This window comes from Thermochromatium tepidum ATCC 43061 (assembly GCF_009664085.1).
Classification (GTDB): Bacteria; Pseudomonadota; Gammaproteobacteria; order Chromatiales; family Chromatiaceae; genus Thermochromatium; species Thermochromatium tepidum.
The window spans coordinates 593,756-608,940 of record NZ_CP039268.1 but is presented as its reverse complement, the minus strand read 5'-3'; the positions used below and the strand labels follow the sequence as shown (position 1 = coordinate 608,940).

Below are 15,185 nucleotides of genomic sequence, written 5' to 3'. Positions count from 1 at the left end.
GTCAGGTATCTAATGGCGGGCATCCTCCTACTCGATACGTCTGTTTGTCTGGCCCAGATCATCACCGACGGCACGGTCGGTCCGGCGATGAGCCTGAGCGGACCCGAGATGACCATCGGCGCCGAACTCGGGAGCACGCGCGGGGCCAATCTGTTCCACAGCTTCCAGCGTTTCGACATCCCCACCGGACATCAGGCCACCTTCACCGGTCCGGATCAGATCCAAAACGTCATCGGTCGGGTCACGGGGGGTCAGACGTCCCACATCGACGGCACCCTGCGCTCGACTGTCGGACAGGCCGATGTCTATCTGATCAACCCGTCCGGGGTTGTCCTGGGGCCGAACGCGCGGGTCGATGTGCCGGCGGCGCTGCACCTGAGCACGGCGGATGAGCTGCGCTTCAGCGACGGCAGCCGCTACAGTGCCAGCGATCCGGCGGGCAGCACCCTGACCCTGGCCGCGCCCGAGTCGTTTGGGTTTCTCGCGCCCCAGCCGGCGAGTCTGACCATCGAAGGCAGCCAGTTGGAGCTGAAGCCGGGCAAGGCCGCGACGCTCACGGCGGGCGATGTGGGCATCGTGGGGACGTCCGAGCGGCGCGCCAGCCTCAAGGCGCCGGGTGGCGAGGTCCGGATCGAGGCGATTGGCGATCGGGTGGGACAGGTCTCCGTCAGCACGCCCACGAAACAGCCGGGCAGCGGCCGGTTGAGCCTCGATCAGGCGCAGATCGAGACCAGCGGCGCGGGCGGTGGGCGGATCCAGATACGCGCCGGGGAAGCCGACCTCCGTGCGACCTCGATCCTAACTGACAACACTGGAGCGATCGACGCTTCGGCTGGAATCGACATCCTGGTCAGCGGACGCTTGCAGTTGCGCGATCAAACGGGGGTCAGCAGCGATGCCCTGAGTATGGGCGATGCCGGATCAGTGAGTGTAAATGCAGACCGGCTCGAATTGTTGAACGGCTCTTGGATCAGTAGCAGCACCTATGCCCAAGGAGCGGGCGGTGAGGTGCACATCCAGGCGGGGTCGGTCCGGCTGGATGGTTTTGGCGTACCTGATCAGTTCACATGGATTGCGAGTGGCGCTGCTCCCGGCTCCAGCGGGGAGGCGGGCAGGGTCAGTCTAACGGTGGCGGGCTTACTGGAGGTGCTCAACGGGGCGCTGATTTCAAGTAGCACCTGGGGGGTCGGGAAGGCCGGCGGGGTGACGATCAGCGCAGGTTCGCTGCGATTGGATGACTTTGGCATGGATCAATTCACAGGGATCTGGAGTGATACCAACACGGACTCCGGCGGTGACGCGGGCACGGTCAGCCTGAGGGTGGCGGGTCTCCTCGAGGTGCTCAATGGGGCGGCGATTTCGAGTAGCACTCAGGGTTCGGGGCAGGCCGGCGGGGTGACGATCAGCGCAGGTTCGCTGCGACTGGATGGTCTTGGCGCCCCTGATCGATTCACAGGGATTGCGAGCCAAGCCATCCCGGGCTCCAGTGGGGAGGCGGGCACAATCAGCCTGACGGTGGAGGGGTTGCTGGAGGTGCTCAATGGGGCAGAGATTTCGAGTAGCACTGGGGGTTTGGGGCAGGCCGGCGAGGTAACGATCAGCGCAGGGTCGCTACGACTGGATGGTCTTGGCGCGCCAAATCAGGCCACAGGGATTGCGACCCAAGCCAGCGAGGGCTCCAGTGGGGAGGCGGGCACAATCAGTCTAACGGTGGAGGGCTTACTGGAGGTGCTCAATGGGGCACAGATTTCGAGTAGCACTTTTGGCCTGGGGAAGGCCGGCGAGATAACGATTGCGGCAGACTCGATCCGGTTGGACGGCCTTGGCGCCCTGAATCAATTTACAGGGGTTGTGAGTAGCGCTTCAAGCGACACCAGCGGCGACGCGGGCAGGGTCAGTCTAACGGTGGAGGGCTTGCTGGAGGTGCTCAATGGGGCAGTGATTTCGAGTAGCACCTGGGGGGTCGGGAAGGCCGGCGGGGTAACGATCAGCGCAGGGTCGCTACGATTGGATGGTCTTGGCGCACCTGATCAATTCACAGGGATTGCGAGCGAGGCCCTCTTGGATTCCAGCGGGGAGGCAGGCACGGTCAGTCTGTCTGTGGACGAGTTACTGGAGGTGCTCAATGGGGCAGAGATTTCGAGTAGCACTTTTGGCCTGGGGAAGGCCGGTGAGGTGATGATCAGCGCAGGGTCGATGCGATTGGATGGCCTTGGCGCACCTGATGAATTCACAGGGATTGCGAGCCGGGCCGGACGCGGCTCCAGCAGTGACGCGGGCAGGGTCAGCCTGACGGTGGATGGCTTACTGGAGGTGCTCAATGGGGCACGGCTTTCGACCAGCACCTTGGCAACAGGAGATGCAGGTGATCTATCCATCAAGGCGCGTCATCTCTTGATCCTGGGTCCTGACTCTGGTGCCGTGAGTGCGGCTTACTCGTCCGCCACCGGCCAGGTCGGCAATCTGGTCATCGAGACCGACACCCTCAGCCTGGCCGACGGGGGGATACTCAGCATCGAGGCCCAACAGACCGTCACCGACCCAGGTCAGGTGTCTGCCGATCGCACCCTCAAGGTCAAGGCTAATCGATTCTGGCTCGATGGGGGGGTTGTCGTGGCGTCGAGCACGGGCAATGTCCCGGCTGCTGCCATCCAGATCCAGGCCGACGAGCTGCGTCTCGCCAACGACAGCCGCATCACCACGGAAGCTGCCCAGGCCGATGCTGGTCCGATCAGCATCGGCGGTGGTCGGCTGTGGCTCGCCGACAGCCTCATCACCACCTCGGCCAATGGTGCGGTCGGCGACGGCGGCGACATCAAGCTCACGCCTGAGTATCTGATCCTCGACGGTGGTTTCATCCAGGCCAACACGGCGGCTGTCGGTGCGCGCGGGGGCGACATCCGGATCGACACCCGCGCCCTGATCGCGAGCCAGAGTCTGGTGGAGATCGGCGGGGCCGAGCGTCAGACGTTCACTGCCGAGAGTGGCCGCAACATCATCCAGGCGGCGGCGCCGGGCGGTGAGCAGGGGACGATCGAGGTCACCTCGCCCGATCTGGACCTCACGTCCGCCCTGGTGCCGCTCGCCTCTCCCTTCAGCGACCCGGATGAGCTCTTCACCGATCTTTGTCGCACCCTCAACGAGGCGGGGGCCAGCTCGTTGGTCGAGCGTGGCTACGGCGGACTCCCGCCCGCCCCCGCCCCCACCGCTATCTCCTTCACACCCGAGCGGCTCGATCGACTCAACACCGCCTCATCTGGGGCCCTGGAATGAACACCCACCCACGTCTCTGCTGGCTCATCCCCGCGCTTTGCCTGCCGCTTGCGGCCGCCATGGCCCAGGACGTTCCACCCGCCTCCTCACTCCCCGGCAGCCACCGCGGCGCGACCGGACCGGTGCCCATGGACACCCTCCCGGAAGAAGAACCGCCCCCATCCGCCCCCCAACCAGACACAGGCCCCAGCCCGGTCCCACCCGGCGGTCCGAGCCTGCTCCTGCGTGGGGTACGTTTCGAGGGTGGTGAGGGTCTGCCTCGGGACGGACTCGAATCCATCTACCGCCCCTACCTCGGACGCGAGGTCAGGCTCGCCGACCTGGAAGAGCTGCGCTACCGCCTGACCAAACACTACGTCGATCAGGGCTACATCAACTCCGGCGTCATCATCAAACCCGGCCAGACGGTCAGCGACGGCGTGGTCGTCTTCCAGATCATCGCCGGACGCCTGAGCAAGATCCGCGTCAGCGGCCAGGGACGTCTGCGCCCATCCTATGTCAGCGGACGCCTCCAGCCCGACCCGACCGCGCCCTTCAACCGTGAGGATCTCCAGGGACGCTTCCAGCTCCTGCTCCAGGATCCGCTGATCGAGCGCCTCAACGGTACCCTGATCCCCGGCTCGGAACCCGGTAGCGCCGTGCTGGATCTAGCCGTCACCCGCGCCCGCCCTTGGGAACTCTATCTGCGCACCGACAACTACCGCCCACCAAGCACAGGCTCCGAGCGCGCCTATGTCGGCGGCGTGCTACGCAACCTGACCGGGTTCGGCGACGCACTCGACCTCTCTCTCGGCCACGGCTACGAGGGCGAAGGCAAGGAGGGCGCGATCGGCTGGTCGCTGCCGCTGAATGTGCACGATACACGCCTGTCACTGCGCTACGACCGCAGTGACGCCTCACTGCTGGAAGAACCACTGGCCGATCTCGACATCGAGAGCGAAACCCAGCGCATCGAGCTGGGTCTGTCGCATCCGCTCTGGAACACGACCCAGGGCGGACTGCGTCTCGGTCTGCTACTGTCCTGGGGCGAGAACGAGACCCACCTGCTCGGCATCCCCTTTTCCTTCTCCGAGGGGGCGGTAGACGGCATAAGCCGGGTCGCGGCCGCGCGCTTCATCCAGGAGTATTCGCGTCGCTCGACGCACCAGGCCCATGCCGTTCGCTCGGTCTTCAGCTATGGACTGGACGCCTTCGACGCGACCATCCATCCCGGTCACATTCCCGACAGCCGTTTCTTTGCCTGGCTCGGTCAGGGCCAGTCGGTGTGGCGTCTCAACGAACGCGGAACCCAACTGATCCTGCGCGGGGGCGTGCAACTGGCCGGCGAGACCCTGCTGTCGCTGGAGCGCTTCTCGGTCGGCGGCGTCAACACGGTGCGCGGCTATCGCGAGAACGAACTCGTGGGCGACAGCGGCTATGCCGCCTCGCTGGAACTGCGCCATCCGGTCTGGGAGGGCGTCGGTTTCGGTGAGACCCAACAGCAGATCCAGATCGCGTTCTTCTTCGACGCCGGCGGGGTCTGGAATCATGGCCGGTCCGACCAGCGCGAGGACCTCCAGTCGCTCGGACTCGGCGCGATCTGGACCATCCAGGACCGGCTGCACGCCGAGTGCTATTACGGCTATGCCCTGAGCGATCGCCCCAAGCCAGCCGAGCACGACCTGCAGGACGATGGCATCCACTTCATGGTTCGGGCCGATTTCTGAGAGGTGTGACATGAGGATCCAGTTCATCCGATGGTCGATCCTGGCGCTGTCACTCCTGACGCTCGGGGCCCAGGCGGCGCCGACCTGTGAGCAACCGGGTGGCGCGTCCGTGATCCGCGCCAGCGCCGAGCAGGGGGCCGCGCTCTCGGCCTGGAGCGCGACCATCGCCCGTCGCGACACCCCGGAGGCCGAGCGCATCCAGGCCCTCATCCAACGTGGTGAGACCTATCGCGCCCTGGGCCGCTATCCGGACGCCGAGTCCGATCTGCTCCAGGCGCTCACCCGAGCGCGCACGGCGAATCTAACAGCCCTCGAGGTGGTGGCCCTCCAGGCGTTGGGCCAGGTCGATGCCCAGCAGCGCCGCACGACCCAGGCCGAGGAGCGCCTAGAGGCGGCCCTGGATCGCGCACGCCGGCTCGCCAATCCGACCCTGATCGCCGCGAGCGCCAACGCGCTCGGCAATCTGCGGTTCGAGCAGGGGGCCTCGAGTGAGGCCGGTCGACTCTATCGCGAGGCACTCCAAGCCGCCGAGCGCGTGGACGATCCGGCCCTGCGCGCAACCATCCGGATCAATCTGGCCCGCCAGAGCGCCGGTTCGGCCCAGGCGCTGCGTGAACTGCAGAGCGCGCGGGGGCTCGCCAACCAGGTGGCCGCGACCACCGAGCGCGTCGATCTGCTGATCGGTCTGGCGCATGTGGCGCGCCGTTCGGCACCTGGCACCCAGGGACAGACCCTGGCGCGCGAGGGTCTGACCAAGGCCGCCGAACTGGCCTCGCAAGCCGGGCTGGACCGTGCCGAGTCTCAGGCCCTGGGCGGTCTGAGCGAGCTGGCAGAGGAACGCGGCCAGACGACCGAGGCACGCCGTCTGGCCGAGCAGGCGATCATAGCCGCCCCCATCGATGCCTATGACCTGCGCTACCAGTGGGAATGGCGCTTAGGCCGGCTGCTGCGCGACCAGGGCGACCGGCAACGCGCCATCGCCGCCTATCGGCGCGCGGTCGATCACCTCCAGCGCATCCGCAACGACATCCCGGTCGAGTATGCCGAAGGCCGCTCCTCCTTCCGTGAGACCCTGGAACCACTCTATTTGGGGCTGGCCGACCTCCTGCTGCGCGAGTCCGCGAGCCGGGGTGATGCCGAAGGGACCCAGGCCCTGTTGCGCGAGGCGCGCGACACCGTCGAGCAGATCAAGATCGACGAGTTGCGCGACTATTTCCGCGATGCCTGCATCCTGCCGCTACGTCAGGAGATCGAGACCCTGGCACCGCGCGCCGCCGTGCTCTATCCGGTCATCCTCGACGACCGACTGGAGATCCTGGTGAGCATCGGCCAGCGGCTCTATCAGGCGACCACCCCGATCGGGCGCGAGCCGCTCACCCTGACCGCCGAGATCCTGGCACTCAAACTGCGCTACGACCAGCCGATCGATGAGGAAGCGACCCAGATCCACGACTGGCTGATCGCCCCCATCCAGTCCTGGCTCGATGCCCAGAAGATCGACACCCTGGTGTTCGTGCCCGATGGTCCACTGCGCGCCGTCCCCCTGTCCGTCCTGCGCGGACGGGGTCAGTATCTGGTCGAGCGCTATGCCGTGGCGACCGCGCCCGGACTCAAGCTGCTCCAGCCCGATGTGTTCTCGCCCACCACCATGACGACCCTGCTCGCGGGTCTGAGTCGTCCAGGCCCTGTGGTCGATGAACTGCCCGGCTGGTGGGTGGATGCCCTGATCGAGCAGCAGCGCGGACGTGGTCGCGGTGCGTCGGCGGACGGCAGCAGTCGTCGCGGTGTCTCGGTCAGGGTGCGGGGTGCCGCGGGCGAGCGACGCCCAAGCGGACCCTCGCGCGCCGCGACCAACGAGAAGATCGCGGCCCTCTCCTTGCCCGGCGTGGCCGAGGAGATCGATCAGCTCGCTCAGCGCGTGCCCGGACGCACGCTGCGTGACCAGGAATTCCTATTGGACCGCTTCGTCGAGGAGGTCAAGGGACAGCCCTATCGGGTGGTGCACATCGCCTCGCATGGTCTGTTCCTGGGACCGCCCGAGGAGAACTTCATCGTGACCTACGATCGCAAGCTCGACATGAAGACCCTGGCCGCTGTGCTCAAGCCCAAGGAACTGGACCAGCGTCCGATCGAGATCCTGGTCCTAAGCGCCTGCCAGACGGCCGAGGGCGACGACCGCACGCCTCTGGGTCTGAGCGGGATCGCCATCCAGTCCGGCGCCCGCAGCGCGCTCGGCTCGCTCTGGCCCGTGGGCGACCAGGCGACCCAGAGGCTGATGCGCGACTTTTATGATCAGCTCAAGCAGCCGGGCACAAGCAAGGCGCGCGCCCTGCAGGCGGCGCAGAAGGCGATGATCGCAAGTGGCGGGGAAGCGCATCCCAGTGACTGGGCGGCCTTCATCCTGGTAGGGAACTGGTTGTAGCGACCAGGCGCTCGTAGAGCGACTCCGGCATCAGAAAGAAAAACTCATAGCGCGCAAAGGCGATGATGTCACAATCCTTGAGCGGAAAGGGTTTGGTTCCGATGGGCGTGCTGTTGACCAGGGTGCCGTTGGTCGAGCCGCAATCGCGGATCGACCAGCCGCTCGAGCCAATCTCGATGAGAGCATGACGCTTGGAGATCGAGACATCCGGGATGACCAGATCATTGCCACTGAGACGACCGACGCTGAGCACACTCGGGACACCCAAGGCCCCCGGACGCTTGACCAACGGGTAGATGGCACGTCTCAGCGCCTCTGGGGTCGTCGATTCATGGGGCCCTGCGCTGTCGAACGCGAAGACCAGGGTCTGATTGACGTTGCCGACCCGATTCCGACGCTCCTCCAACGAGCCGGCCTGGAGGGCTAGACCAGCAAGGACTGGGTGATGTATCCAGCGCACGAAATCTGTCTCGGGACAGGACTTGGCCAAACGTACCAGCGGACTTAGATCGATACGACCCGACTCATTGACTAAGGTTGTAACCCCCCCCGCGATCAAGGCCGGTCCGGCGGAACGATCAGTGGCTGTGTTCTCATCGTGATGTGTCATGGCTCATCGCTCCGATTCGCTGTCGTCTCGTGTGAGTTCGGCCGCCAGCCCCCATCGACGCCACAGCACCTGATAAGGCGGCTGCTGGCCCGGCACAAGCCGAAAGATCGCCTCCATGGTTCGACCCGCGCCGCTCGCTTGTGGCTCGTTGATCTGGAGACGGTAGAGTGGACCGCCGCGATCGATCACGGTTGTCGTGGTCGTCCCGGGCACCTCGCCCCGATCGCGTTCGGCGATCGCTGCGCGCGCCTCCTCTAGGCTGATGCCCCTGCGTGTGGCCAGCACCGCCGCCGAGGCGAAACGCTCGTTCGGTTGGGTCGAGCCGCCGTCCACTGAGACCTCGGGCGCCAGCCGACGATAGATCTCGGGCGTCATCCCCAGCACTTGGCGCAGTTCCTCGACTGTCTCATAGGGGGCATCCTTGGCCCCCAGGGGGCGCCCGGCCCGTTGGTAGTCGGCATCCTCGGCGCCATTGAGGAGCGCAAGACCGTCCTGGTCGCGCCAGTCGATGATCGCGGCTGCCACGGCATCGGCGGCCTGGGGTTCCAGTCCGAGCACCTCCAACAGGTTACGCAGGGTCTCGGGCTGGATCTGGTTGAGATCATAGCGCGAGGACTCGTTGAAGACGCGCAGACTCAGCTCGGCGCCGGCGAAGGACCAGAGGTGCGGCTGGCCGTCGGGCAACCAGACCGTTCCCTCTGTGTCGTCAACCTGGACCTCTGGGATCATAAAATGCAGCGCCGTATAGGCGATGGCCGCCTCGGCGAGGGCCCGGAAACGCGCCGACTCGACCTGGTTTTCGGTCAGGGCGATCTCAGTACGGCGCGAGACGGTCAGGCTTATGGCCATGACCGTCAGGAGCATCAGCCCCCACATCACGAGTACGAGCGCGATGCCACGCTGGGGTTGGATTCGTGCCATCGTCAAGGCTGATCGGGTAGGGCCACGACAAGGTCGGGCCAGGATTGTTCGGTCGTCTCCAGGCGGATCCGTATCAGGTTTGGCAGCTGTGTCTGTCCCTGCCAGTCGTCATGCCAGTCTGGTCCGCTGTCGCCATCGGCTAGACCATAATAGGCCAGCTCGAAGCGGCTCACGTCCTTCAGTAACAGGGTGCGACCGAAGGCACCCTCGGCCAGATCCAGATCGGACGCGAGCGCACTCAGTGCACCCGCGCCCTCATCCTGTTCGGTCATGGGTATCCAGGGCGGGATCGCGTCATTGCCTTCCAACGCCTCAGGGTGCAGCAACCAGCGGGTCAGGACCAGGTTTCGTGCCTCGCCCGCACCTTCAAGCTGTAGACGCAGGATATAGAGCCCGGAGAGCCCGACATGTTCAGACAGGGGGGCGACCCATTCGAGACGTTCGGACTCGCCGGCAAAGACCTGGACGATCTGACCCTCATAGACCGCCGTGGCCGGGCGAGTCTGACCGAGCAGGCGCCGTAAGAATCCATCCGCAAGCCGCAGGCCGGACAGACGCTCGCCGACCGTCTCGACGGCCTCCCAGGAGCGTCCACCCAGCCTCAGGCCCGAAAACAGCACCAGTGAGATCAAACCGATGATCGCCAGCGCGATCACCAGCTCGATCAGGGTGAAGCCGGGTGCCGTGCGCCCGTTCATGACGCTGTATTCGCCAAGGGCTCGGCCAGCTTCAGGGTCGAGAGCATCAGACGTCGCGGACGTCCAGCATCGAACCAAAGGACAATGGCATTGACACGATAGGCCCTGACCGGGGGTGTGGAGGTCGGAAACTCATCCGCAAGGTCCATCTCGACCAGGGTGAGCTCCCAGGAAAAGCCATTCTCGGTGTCGCCCGAGACCGACCCCTCTTCGAGTGTGATCTCGTATCCGACCCGGTTGAGCAGGGACTCGGCCAGGGTCGCGGCCTGGCTATACTGGGCTGAGGCGATGGTGGCGCTGGTGGCGCGCGCGAAGATGCCAAGCAGCACCCCGAGCGAGAGGGCCAAAATCGCAAAGGCGACCAGGACCTCGAGGAGTGAGAATCCGCCTTGGGATCGACCAGGGTGCATCACTCGGACCAGGACCAAAGCTCGATGCGCCCAGTCAGCCAGGTCACGCCGACCTGATAGCCATGCCCATCATGCGAGAGTATGAGGCGCCCGCCGGTCGAGCTGCCGTCAGGGAAGAAGCGGATGGTACCGCGCTGCGCTTCGATCAGCTCGTTGTTCGCGGCATCGAGCCGAAGCGCGAGCCGCTCGGGCAGCGAGAGCGCGCGATAGCCGGCAAGCGTCAGTCGCTTTTGTTCGAGATCGACCAATACGGTCGTCTCATCGCCGCGCCGAATGGCCGATTCACGTGCCAGCTTCAGCATGGCGGCCGTGCGACGGGCGGCAGACTTCATCTCTAGCCCCGGAAAGGCGGCCGAAAAGAGTGCAGGCAGCGCCGTCATGGCGACGGCAGCGATGGCCATGACCACCAGCAGCTCGACCAGGGTGAAACCGCGCGCGCGACGCCTCACCCCTTGGACCCGGATTATTCCCAACTCTTGATATCGGCGTTCTCGCCCTCGCCGCCCTCGCGGTTATCGGCGCCGAGGGACCAGATGTCAAAACTGCCGTGCTCACCCGGGAACCGATACTGATACTCGAAGCCCCAGGGATCCTTGGGGACTTCCTTTTTCTTCAGATAGGGGCCATTCCAGCCGGGCATGTTGCCCGGATTCTCGACCAGTGCCTTGAGTCCCTCGCTTTCGGTCGGATAGCGACCCAATTCGAGTCGATAGAGATCCAGGGCCGAGGATAGATCCTCGATCTGGAGCTTGGCCGTCTTGGACTTGGAACTGCCTAGGAATTTCATCACCTGCGGCCCGACGAGTCCGGCGAGCAGACCCAGGATGGCCAGCACGACCAGGAGTTCGACCAGGGTAAAGCCGCCGTGGCGGCGCGACGTCTTAAAGCGCATATGAAACCGACCTCTTGAGAGTGGATCCTTGAGATTCGATGCTGCATTCTAAACTCGGCCCGGCCGGCAGGATACGGCCTCAGAAAACGAGATCATTGGCGCCGAGGATGGCCATCAGGATCGATAGAATGATCCCAGCCACGATGACGCCCAGGCCGACGATCAGGATCGGCTCCAACAACGTCAGCATCCGCTGCACGCTCACCCGCGTCTCGCGATCATAGAGACTGGCGACCTTGGCCAGCATGGCCTCGAGACTGCCGGACTCCTCGCCGACCCGGATCATCTGAAGCGCCAGGTCGGGGAGGGCCTGGAGCCGGGCCAGGGGGCCGGCCAATCCACGACCGTGTTTGAGCTCTTCGCCTGCCTCCTCGATCAGGCTCAAGAGCCTTTGATTGGAGACCACTTCCTTGGCAAGGTTCAGGGCACTGAGCAGCGGCAGACCGTTTTTGAGCAGGGTCGAGAGTGTGTGACAGAGCCGCGCGGTCTCCATCTTCCAGATCAGATCGCCAAACAGCGGTAATCTCAGCAGCCAGCGGTCAAAACCTGCTCTGGCCTCGGGATTCTGGAGCCAACGCTCGATGATGACGGCCACCAGCGCCATCAGACACAGCATGGCCCACCAATAGTTACGGAACAGATCCCCGGCGGCGACCACGATCTGGGTCGGCAGGGGCAGTGCCGCGCCCATGTCCTCGAACAACACCGTGAACTGAGGCACCACGAATACCAGGAGCAGAATGACCGAGAGCACGGAGACGAACACCAGGATCGAGGGATAGACCAGGGCCGAGGTCAGGGTCTGGCGCAGTTCGGCGATACGTTCCAGATAGTCGGCCAGCCGGTCGAGTACCTGTTCCAAGGCGCCACTCGCCTCGCCGGCACGTACCATGTTGATGTAGAGACGCGGAAACTGACGGTCCTGGGCCTCCAAGGCGCTGGAGAAGGTCGCGCCGCCGCGTACCCGTTCTTGGAGATCCGAGAGCAGCCGCACCAGATGCTCCTCGGAGGTCAGATCGATGAGGATTTGCAGCGAGCGGTCCAGGGTCATGCCGGCTTCGAGCAGGGTCGCCAGCTCGCGTGTCAGGAGGCTGATCTCCTTTTGGCTCAGACGCCGTCGCTGCCGACGGCCAAGACCGAAGGTCAGGCCCTTGGTCGTGCGCGCCTCGATCGGAATCAGACCCTGGACCTGGAGATGGTGGATGACAGCCGATTCGTCGGCGGCCTCCATCTCGCCCTCGACCGGCTCGCCGTCGAGCTTCACCGCTTTGTAGAAAAATTTGGGCATACTTCCGGTCACACCCGCCGATCGGCCGCTTGACATCATCCCCTGTCTGGAGTGCGCGAACTCGGCCTGGATACAGGGGACAATGAACTCAGACGGCTGTTCCCGACTCAGGTAGCCGCAGACGCTCGACCACGCGCCCAGCCTTGAGATGCTCGCTCAGGATCTCTTCCAGATCCCACTCATCGGCGTAGGTGTACCAGACGGCATCGGGATAGACGACGATGGTAGGACCTTCGACGCAGCGTCCTAGACAGCCGGCGATGTTGACGCGCACCCCACCCGGCCCCGACAGCCCCTCCTCCCTGGCTCGGCGCTTGAGATAATCGCGCATGTTCGAGGCATTGGACTGAGCACAGCACTGGCGGCCATCCTCGCGCCTGTTGGTGCAGAAAAAGACGTGATAACTGTAATGTGCCATGGTCGAACTCGAGTCGTCGTATTCTGTAGCTCGGGAGCTGAAGTTATAGACTACCATGACGCCCCCAGCCGCGCTGCCGCATGATGCCGATGCGCGCCCGTGCGCCGATCGGTGGTCTGTCTCCATCACACTTTGCCGTCAAGATTCCGCCTTGAATACCCCCCTCAAGCTGTCGTCCACCTGGTCGACACCCCGTCTCTCGAATCAGGATCTGCTCCGACTCGCCGACCAGTGCGTCAAGTGCGGGTACTGTCTGCCCCATTGCCCGACCTATCTCAAGACGCGCCACGAGGCCGAGTCACCGCGCGGACGGATCGCCCTGATCCAGGGCTGGCTGACCGGTCGGCTCGAGATGACGCCTGGACTGGCCGGGCACCTCGACAGCTGTCTGCTCTGCCGTGCCTGTGAATCGGTCTGTCCGTCGCTCGTCGCCTACGGACCTCTGCTCGACGGCGCCCGTGCGGCCTCTCTAGCCACAGGGCCGCTCTGGCGACGTCTCTGGAGGTCGGCCTGGATCGGTGCGCTCTGCAGGGCGCGCGTCCTAGACACCCTCGCCCGGCTGGCCAGGTTTTATGTCGGGACTGGGGTGACGCGGCTCATCGGGAGGCTTGGCCTGGATCGCCTCCGCAGGTTCGCCCTCTATCCTCGTCTGCTCGAGTCCTTGGCCATCACGGCCCGCCCGGTCATACCCCAACCGAGCACGGACGCCGACCTGGATCTCTTCATCGGCTGCTCGGGCGCGAGCGTGCAAGGCGGGGCGATCGCGGCAACGCGCCTCCTCTGCGAGCGGCTTGGACTCCGGGTCCGGATCGCCTCCGAAGCGGTCTGCTGCGGCGCCCTGCAGCGTCACAACGGCCTTCCTGAAGCGGCCGATCGTGCCCGCGAACGGTGCGCCCAGATCCACGGCGGACGCCCACTGGTCGGTGTCGCCAGTGCCTGTGTCGCCGAGCTACGCGGGCATCCGGCCCTCAGCCAGACGCTGGAGGTCTGCGACTATCTCGCCAGCCGTCGCTGGCCCGAGACGCTCATCCTGGCGCCGAGGCGAGGGCGCGTGCTGGTGCACGAACCCTGCTCGCAGCGACGTCTGCTCGGGGGCAATGCCGCCGTCTATCGGCTGCTGGCGCGCATCCCCGGGCTAGAAGTCGCGCCGCTTCCAGACAACGACCGCTGTTGCGGCGCCGCCGGGAGCTATCTGCTCCAGCAGCCAGCAATGGCTGCTGCATTGCTCGAAGACAAGCTGCACCTCATCCGGGACTTGAAGCCGGATATCATCGTGACCATCAATCCGGGATGCGCGCTGCACCTGCTCGTCGGGATCCGCGAGTCTGGTCTCACCACCGAGGTCCTACATCCGGTCGAGTTGATGGCGCGCCAACTCACCGAGCCTCGCTGATTTGTAAATCCTAAAACCCTCAACGATGAACACTCAGCACGACCGCCGTTATACCCAGATCGATCGGCTGCTCATCGGCGTCGATCAGGCGCTGCGCACCGTCTTTGGCAGACCGCGTGTCACCGAGCGCAAGAATCCGGCCGCCGACCTGAAGGAGTCCGAGCTGCGCGAGGATCAGCGCCGCCATGTCGCGCGTCTGATGCGTATCAACCACACCGGCGAGGTCTGCGCCCAGGCGCTCTATCAGGGGCAGGCGCTCACCGCCAGACGGCCCGAGACCCGGCACCGTCTGGAACGCTCGGCACGGGAAGAAAACGACCATCTGGCCTGGTGTGAGGAGCGGCTAGATGAATTGGGCGAGCGCAAGAGCCTGCTCAATCCGTTCTGGTATGCCGGATCCTTCGCGCTGGGCGCACTGGCGGGGCTGGCGGGCGACAGATGGAGCCTAGGCTTCGTCGTCGAGACCGAGCGTCAGGTCGAGGATCATCTCGATGAACACCTGGCCCAGATCCCGGCCCAGGATACAAAGAGCCGAGCCATCCTGGAGCAGATGAAGGCCGACGAGATCCATCACGCCCAGGTCGCCAAGTCGGCGGGCGGGGCCGATCTGCCCGCGCCTATCCGTCAGGCGATGAAACTGACCTCGCGCGTGATGACACGCACGGCCTACTGGCTGTGAGAAGGCGGCCTAGGACGCCTCGCGGATCTCAAAGTCATGGGTGATGCTCGCCGTGGCCCCGAGCATGATCGAGGCCGAGCAGTATTTCTCCGCGCTCAGTCGGATCGCCTGCTCGACCCGCTTGGGGTCAAGACGGCGCCCGGTAAGGATGAAGTGGATATGGATGCGGGTGAAGACCTTGGGATCCTCGGTGGCACGCTCGGCCTCCAACTCGACCACGCAATCCGTGACCTGCTGGCGCCCTTTGCCTAGGATCAAGAGCACGTCGAACTGGGTGCAGCCGCCGAGGCCGAGGAGCAGCATCTCCATCGGCCTCACCCCGATATTGCGTCCACCCAACTCGGGCGGGCCGTCCATCACCACACCATGCCCAGAGCCGGACTCGCCCAGCATGGCGACTCCATCGATCCATTTCACCCGTGCCTTCATAGCCTAAGTATCTCGTCGGTCGTTGTATCTGATGATTTAGACTGTT

Annotated in this window: 14 protein-coding genes; 5 read left to right on the top strand and 9 right to left on the bottom strand. The window is 64.9% G+C overall.

The window, feature by feature from the left end:
- Positions 1-12: 12 nt before the first annotated feature.
- Genes E6P07_RS02840 through E6P07_RS02830 form a run of 3 tightly spaced genes read left to right on the top strand, consistent with a single transcriptional unit; the run spans position 13 to position 7,401 of the window.
- Positions 13-3,273 (top strand): two-partner secretion domain-containing protein, encoded by a 3,261-nt coding sequence (locus tag E6P07_RS02840; protein ID WP_162008591.1) that lies wholly within the window; start codon positions 13-15, stop codon positions 3,271-3,273.
- Positions 3,270-4,979 carry a ShlB/FhaC/HecB family hemolysin secretion/activation protein gene (locus E6P07_RS02835; protein WP_153974213.1) on the top strand — a complete coding sequence of 570 codons (1,710 nt, stop codon included), beginning with the start codon at positions 3,270-3,272 and terminating at the stop codon, positions 4,977-4,979. Before E6P07_RS02840 ends, E6P07_RS02835 begins: the two co-directional genes overlap by 4 nt.
- A gap of 10 nt (positions 4,980-4,989) precedes the next feature.
- A complete protein-coding gene (locus E6P07_RS02830) occupies positions 4,990-7,401 on the top strand; it encodes a CHAT domain-containing protein (RefSeq protein WP_162008590.1) in 2,412 nt (803 codons plus the stop codon).
- On the opposite strand, the gene E6P07_RS02825 is transcribed toward E6P07_RS02830, so the two are convergent.
- From E6P07_RS02825 to E6P07_RS02790, 8 genes are all read right to left on the bottom strand, one after another.
- A complete protein-coding gene (locus tag E6P07_RS02825; RefSeq protein ID WP_153974211.1) occupies positions 7,376-8,011 on the bottom strand; it encodes an FHA domain-containing protein in 636 nt (211 codons plus the stop codon). The genes E6P07_RS02830 and E6P07_RS02825 overlap by 26 nt on opposite strands.
- 3 nt (positions 8,012-8,014) lie before the next feature.
- Positions 8,015-8,932 carry a type II secretion system minor pseudopilin gene (locus E6P07_RS02820; protein WP_153974210.1) on the bottom strand — a complete coding sequence of 306 codons (918 nt, stop codon included), beginning with the start codon at positions 8,930-8,932 and terminating at the stop codon, positions 8,015-8,017.
- 2 nt (positions 8,933-8,934) lie between these two features.
- Positions 8,935-9,630: a prepilin-type N-terminal cleavage/methylation domain-containing protein gene (locus E6P07_RS02815; protein ID WP_153974209.1), complete on the bottom strand. Its 696-nt coding sequence runs from the start codon at positions 9,628-9,630 to the stop codon at positions 8,935-8,937.
- Positions 9,627-10,040: a type IV pilus modification PilV family protein gene (locus E6P07_RS02810; RefSeq protein WP_153974208.1), complete on the bottom strand. Its 414-nt coding sequence runs from the start codon at positions 10,038-10,040 to the stop codon at positions 9,627-9,629. The genes E6P07_RS02815 and E6P07_RS02810 overlap by 4 nt, the downstream gene beginning before the upstream one ends.
- Entirely contained in the window at positions 10,040-10,489 is a 450-nt protein-coding gene (locus E6P07_RS02805; RefSeq protein WP_153974207.1) for a GspH/FimT family pseudopilin, read from the bottom strand. Before E6P07_RS02805 ends, E6P07_RS02810 begins: the two co-directional genes overlap by 1 nt.
- 14 nt (positions 10,490-10,503) lie before the next feature.
- Positions 10,504-10,932, bottom strand: coding sequence for a type II secretion system major pseudopilin GspG (gene gspG / locus E6P07_RS02800; protein ID WP_153974206.1), 429 nt, complete (start codon positions 10,930-10,932; stop codon positions 10,504-10,506).
- Between the two features lie 79 nt (positions 10,933-11,011).
- Positions 11,012-12,220 (bottom strand): type II secretion system F family protein, encoded by a 1,209-nt coding sequence (locus E6P07_RS02795; protein WP_153974205.1) that lies wholly within the window; start codon positions 12,218-12,220, stop codon positions 11,012-11,014.
- A gap of 88 nt (positions 12,221-12,308) precedes the next feature.
- Complete coding sequence (locus tag E6P07_RS02790) at positions 12,309-12,638, bottom strand: (2Fe-2S) ferredoxin domain-containing protein (protein ID WP_153974204.1); 330 nt, start codon at positions 12,636-12,638, stop codon at positions 12,309-12,311.
- 151 nt (positions 12,639-12,789) lie between these two features.
- Between E6P07_RS02790 and E6P07_RS02785 the strand changes: the two genes are divergently transcribed.
- Both E6P07_RS02785 and coq7 read left to right on the top strand, forming a co-directional pair.
- Positions 12,790-14,031, top strand: coding sequence for a (Fe-S)-binding protein (locus tag E6P07_RS02785; RefSeq protein ID WP_153974203.1), 1,242 nt, complete (start codon positions 12,790-12,792; stop codon positions 14,029-14,031).
- Between the two features lie 25 nt (positions 14,032-14,056).
- The gene (coq7, locus tag E6P07_RS02780; protein ID WP_153974202.1) at positions 14,057-14,710 is read left to right on the top strand and encodes a 2-polyprenyl-3-methyl-6-methoxy-1,4-benzoquinone monooxygenase; all 654 of its coding nucleotides are present in this window, start codon (positions 14,057-14,059) and stop codon (positions 14,708-14,710) included.
- Positions 14,711-14,719: 9 nt separating this feature from the next.
- Here the strand turns inward: coq7 and E6P07_RS02775 are convergent, their stop codons facing one another.
- On the bottom strand, positions 14,720-15,139 hold the full coding sequence (locus tag E6P07_RS02775; RefSeq protein ID WP_153974201.1) for an OsmC family protein: 420 nt from the start codon (positions 15,137-15,139) through the stop codon (positions 14,720-14,722).
- Positions 15,140-15,185: the final 46 nt, after the last annotated feature.

Coding starts and splice junctions, on each gene's coding strand:
- E6P07_RS02840 (WP_162008591.1), top strand. CDS start 13: ATGGCGGGCATCCTCCTACTCGATACGTCTGTTTGTCTGGCCCAGATC.
- coq7 (WP_153974202.1), top strand. CDS start 14,057: ATGAACACTCAGCACGACCGCCGTTATACCCAGATCGATCGGCTGCTC.
- gspG (WP_153974206.1), bottom strand. CDS start 10,932: ATGCGCTTTAAGACGTCGCGCCGCCACGGCGGCTTTACCCTGGTCGAA.
- E6P07_RS02830 (WP_162008590.1), top strand. CDS start 4,990: ATGAGGATCCAGTTCATCCGATGGTCGATCCTGGCGCTGTCACTCCTG.
- E6P07_RS02825 (WP_153974211.1), bottom strand. CDS start 8,011: ATGACACATCACGATGAGAACACAGCCACTGATCGTTCCGCCGGACCG.
- E6P07_RS02795 (WP_153974205.1), bottom strand. CDS start 12,220: ATGCCCAAATTTTTCTACAAAGCGGTGAAGCTCGACGGCGAGCCGGTC.
- E6P07_RS02815 (WP_153974209.1), bottom strand. CDS start 9,630: ATGAACGGGCGCACGGCACCCGGCTTCACCCTGATCGAGCTGGTGATC.
- E6P07_RS02790 (WP_153974204.1), bottom strand. CDS start 12,638: ATGGCACATTACAGTTATCACGTCTTTTTCTGCACCAACAGGCGCGAG.
- E6P07_RS02820 (WP_153974210.1), bottom strand. CDS start 8,932: ATGGCACGAATCCAACCCCAGCGTGGCATCGCGCTCGTACTCGTGATG.
- E6P07_RS02835 (WP_153974213.1), top strand. CDS start 3,270: ATGAACACCCACCCACGTCTCTGCTGGCTCATCCCCGCGCTTTGCCTG.
- E6P07_RS02775 (WP_153974201.1), bottom strand. CDS start 15,139: ATGAAGGCACGGGTGAAATGGATCGATGGAGTCGCCATGCTGGGCGAG.
- E6P07_RS02810 (WP_153974208.1), bottom strand. CDS start 10,040: ATGCACCCTGGTCGATCCCAAGGCGGATTCTCACTCCTCGAGGTCCTG.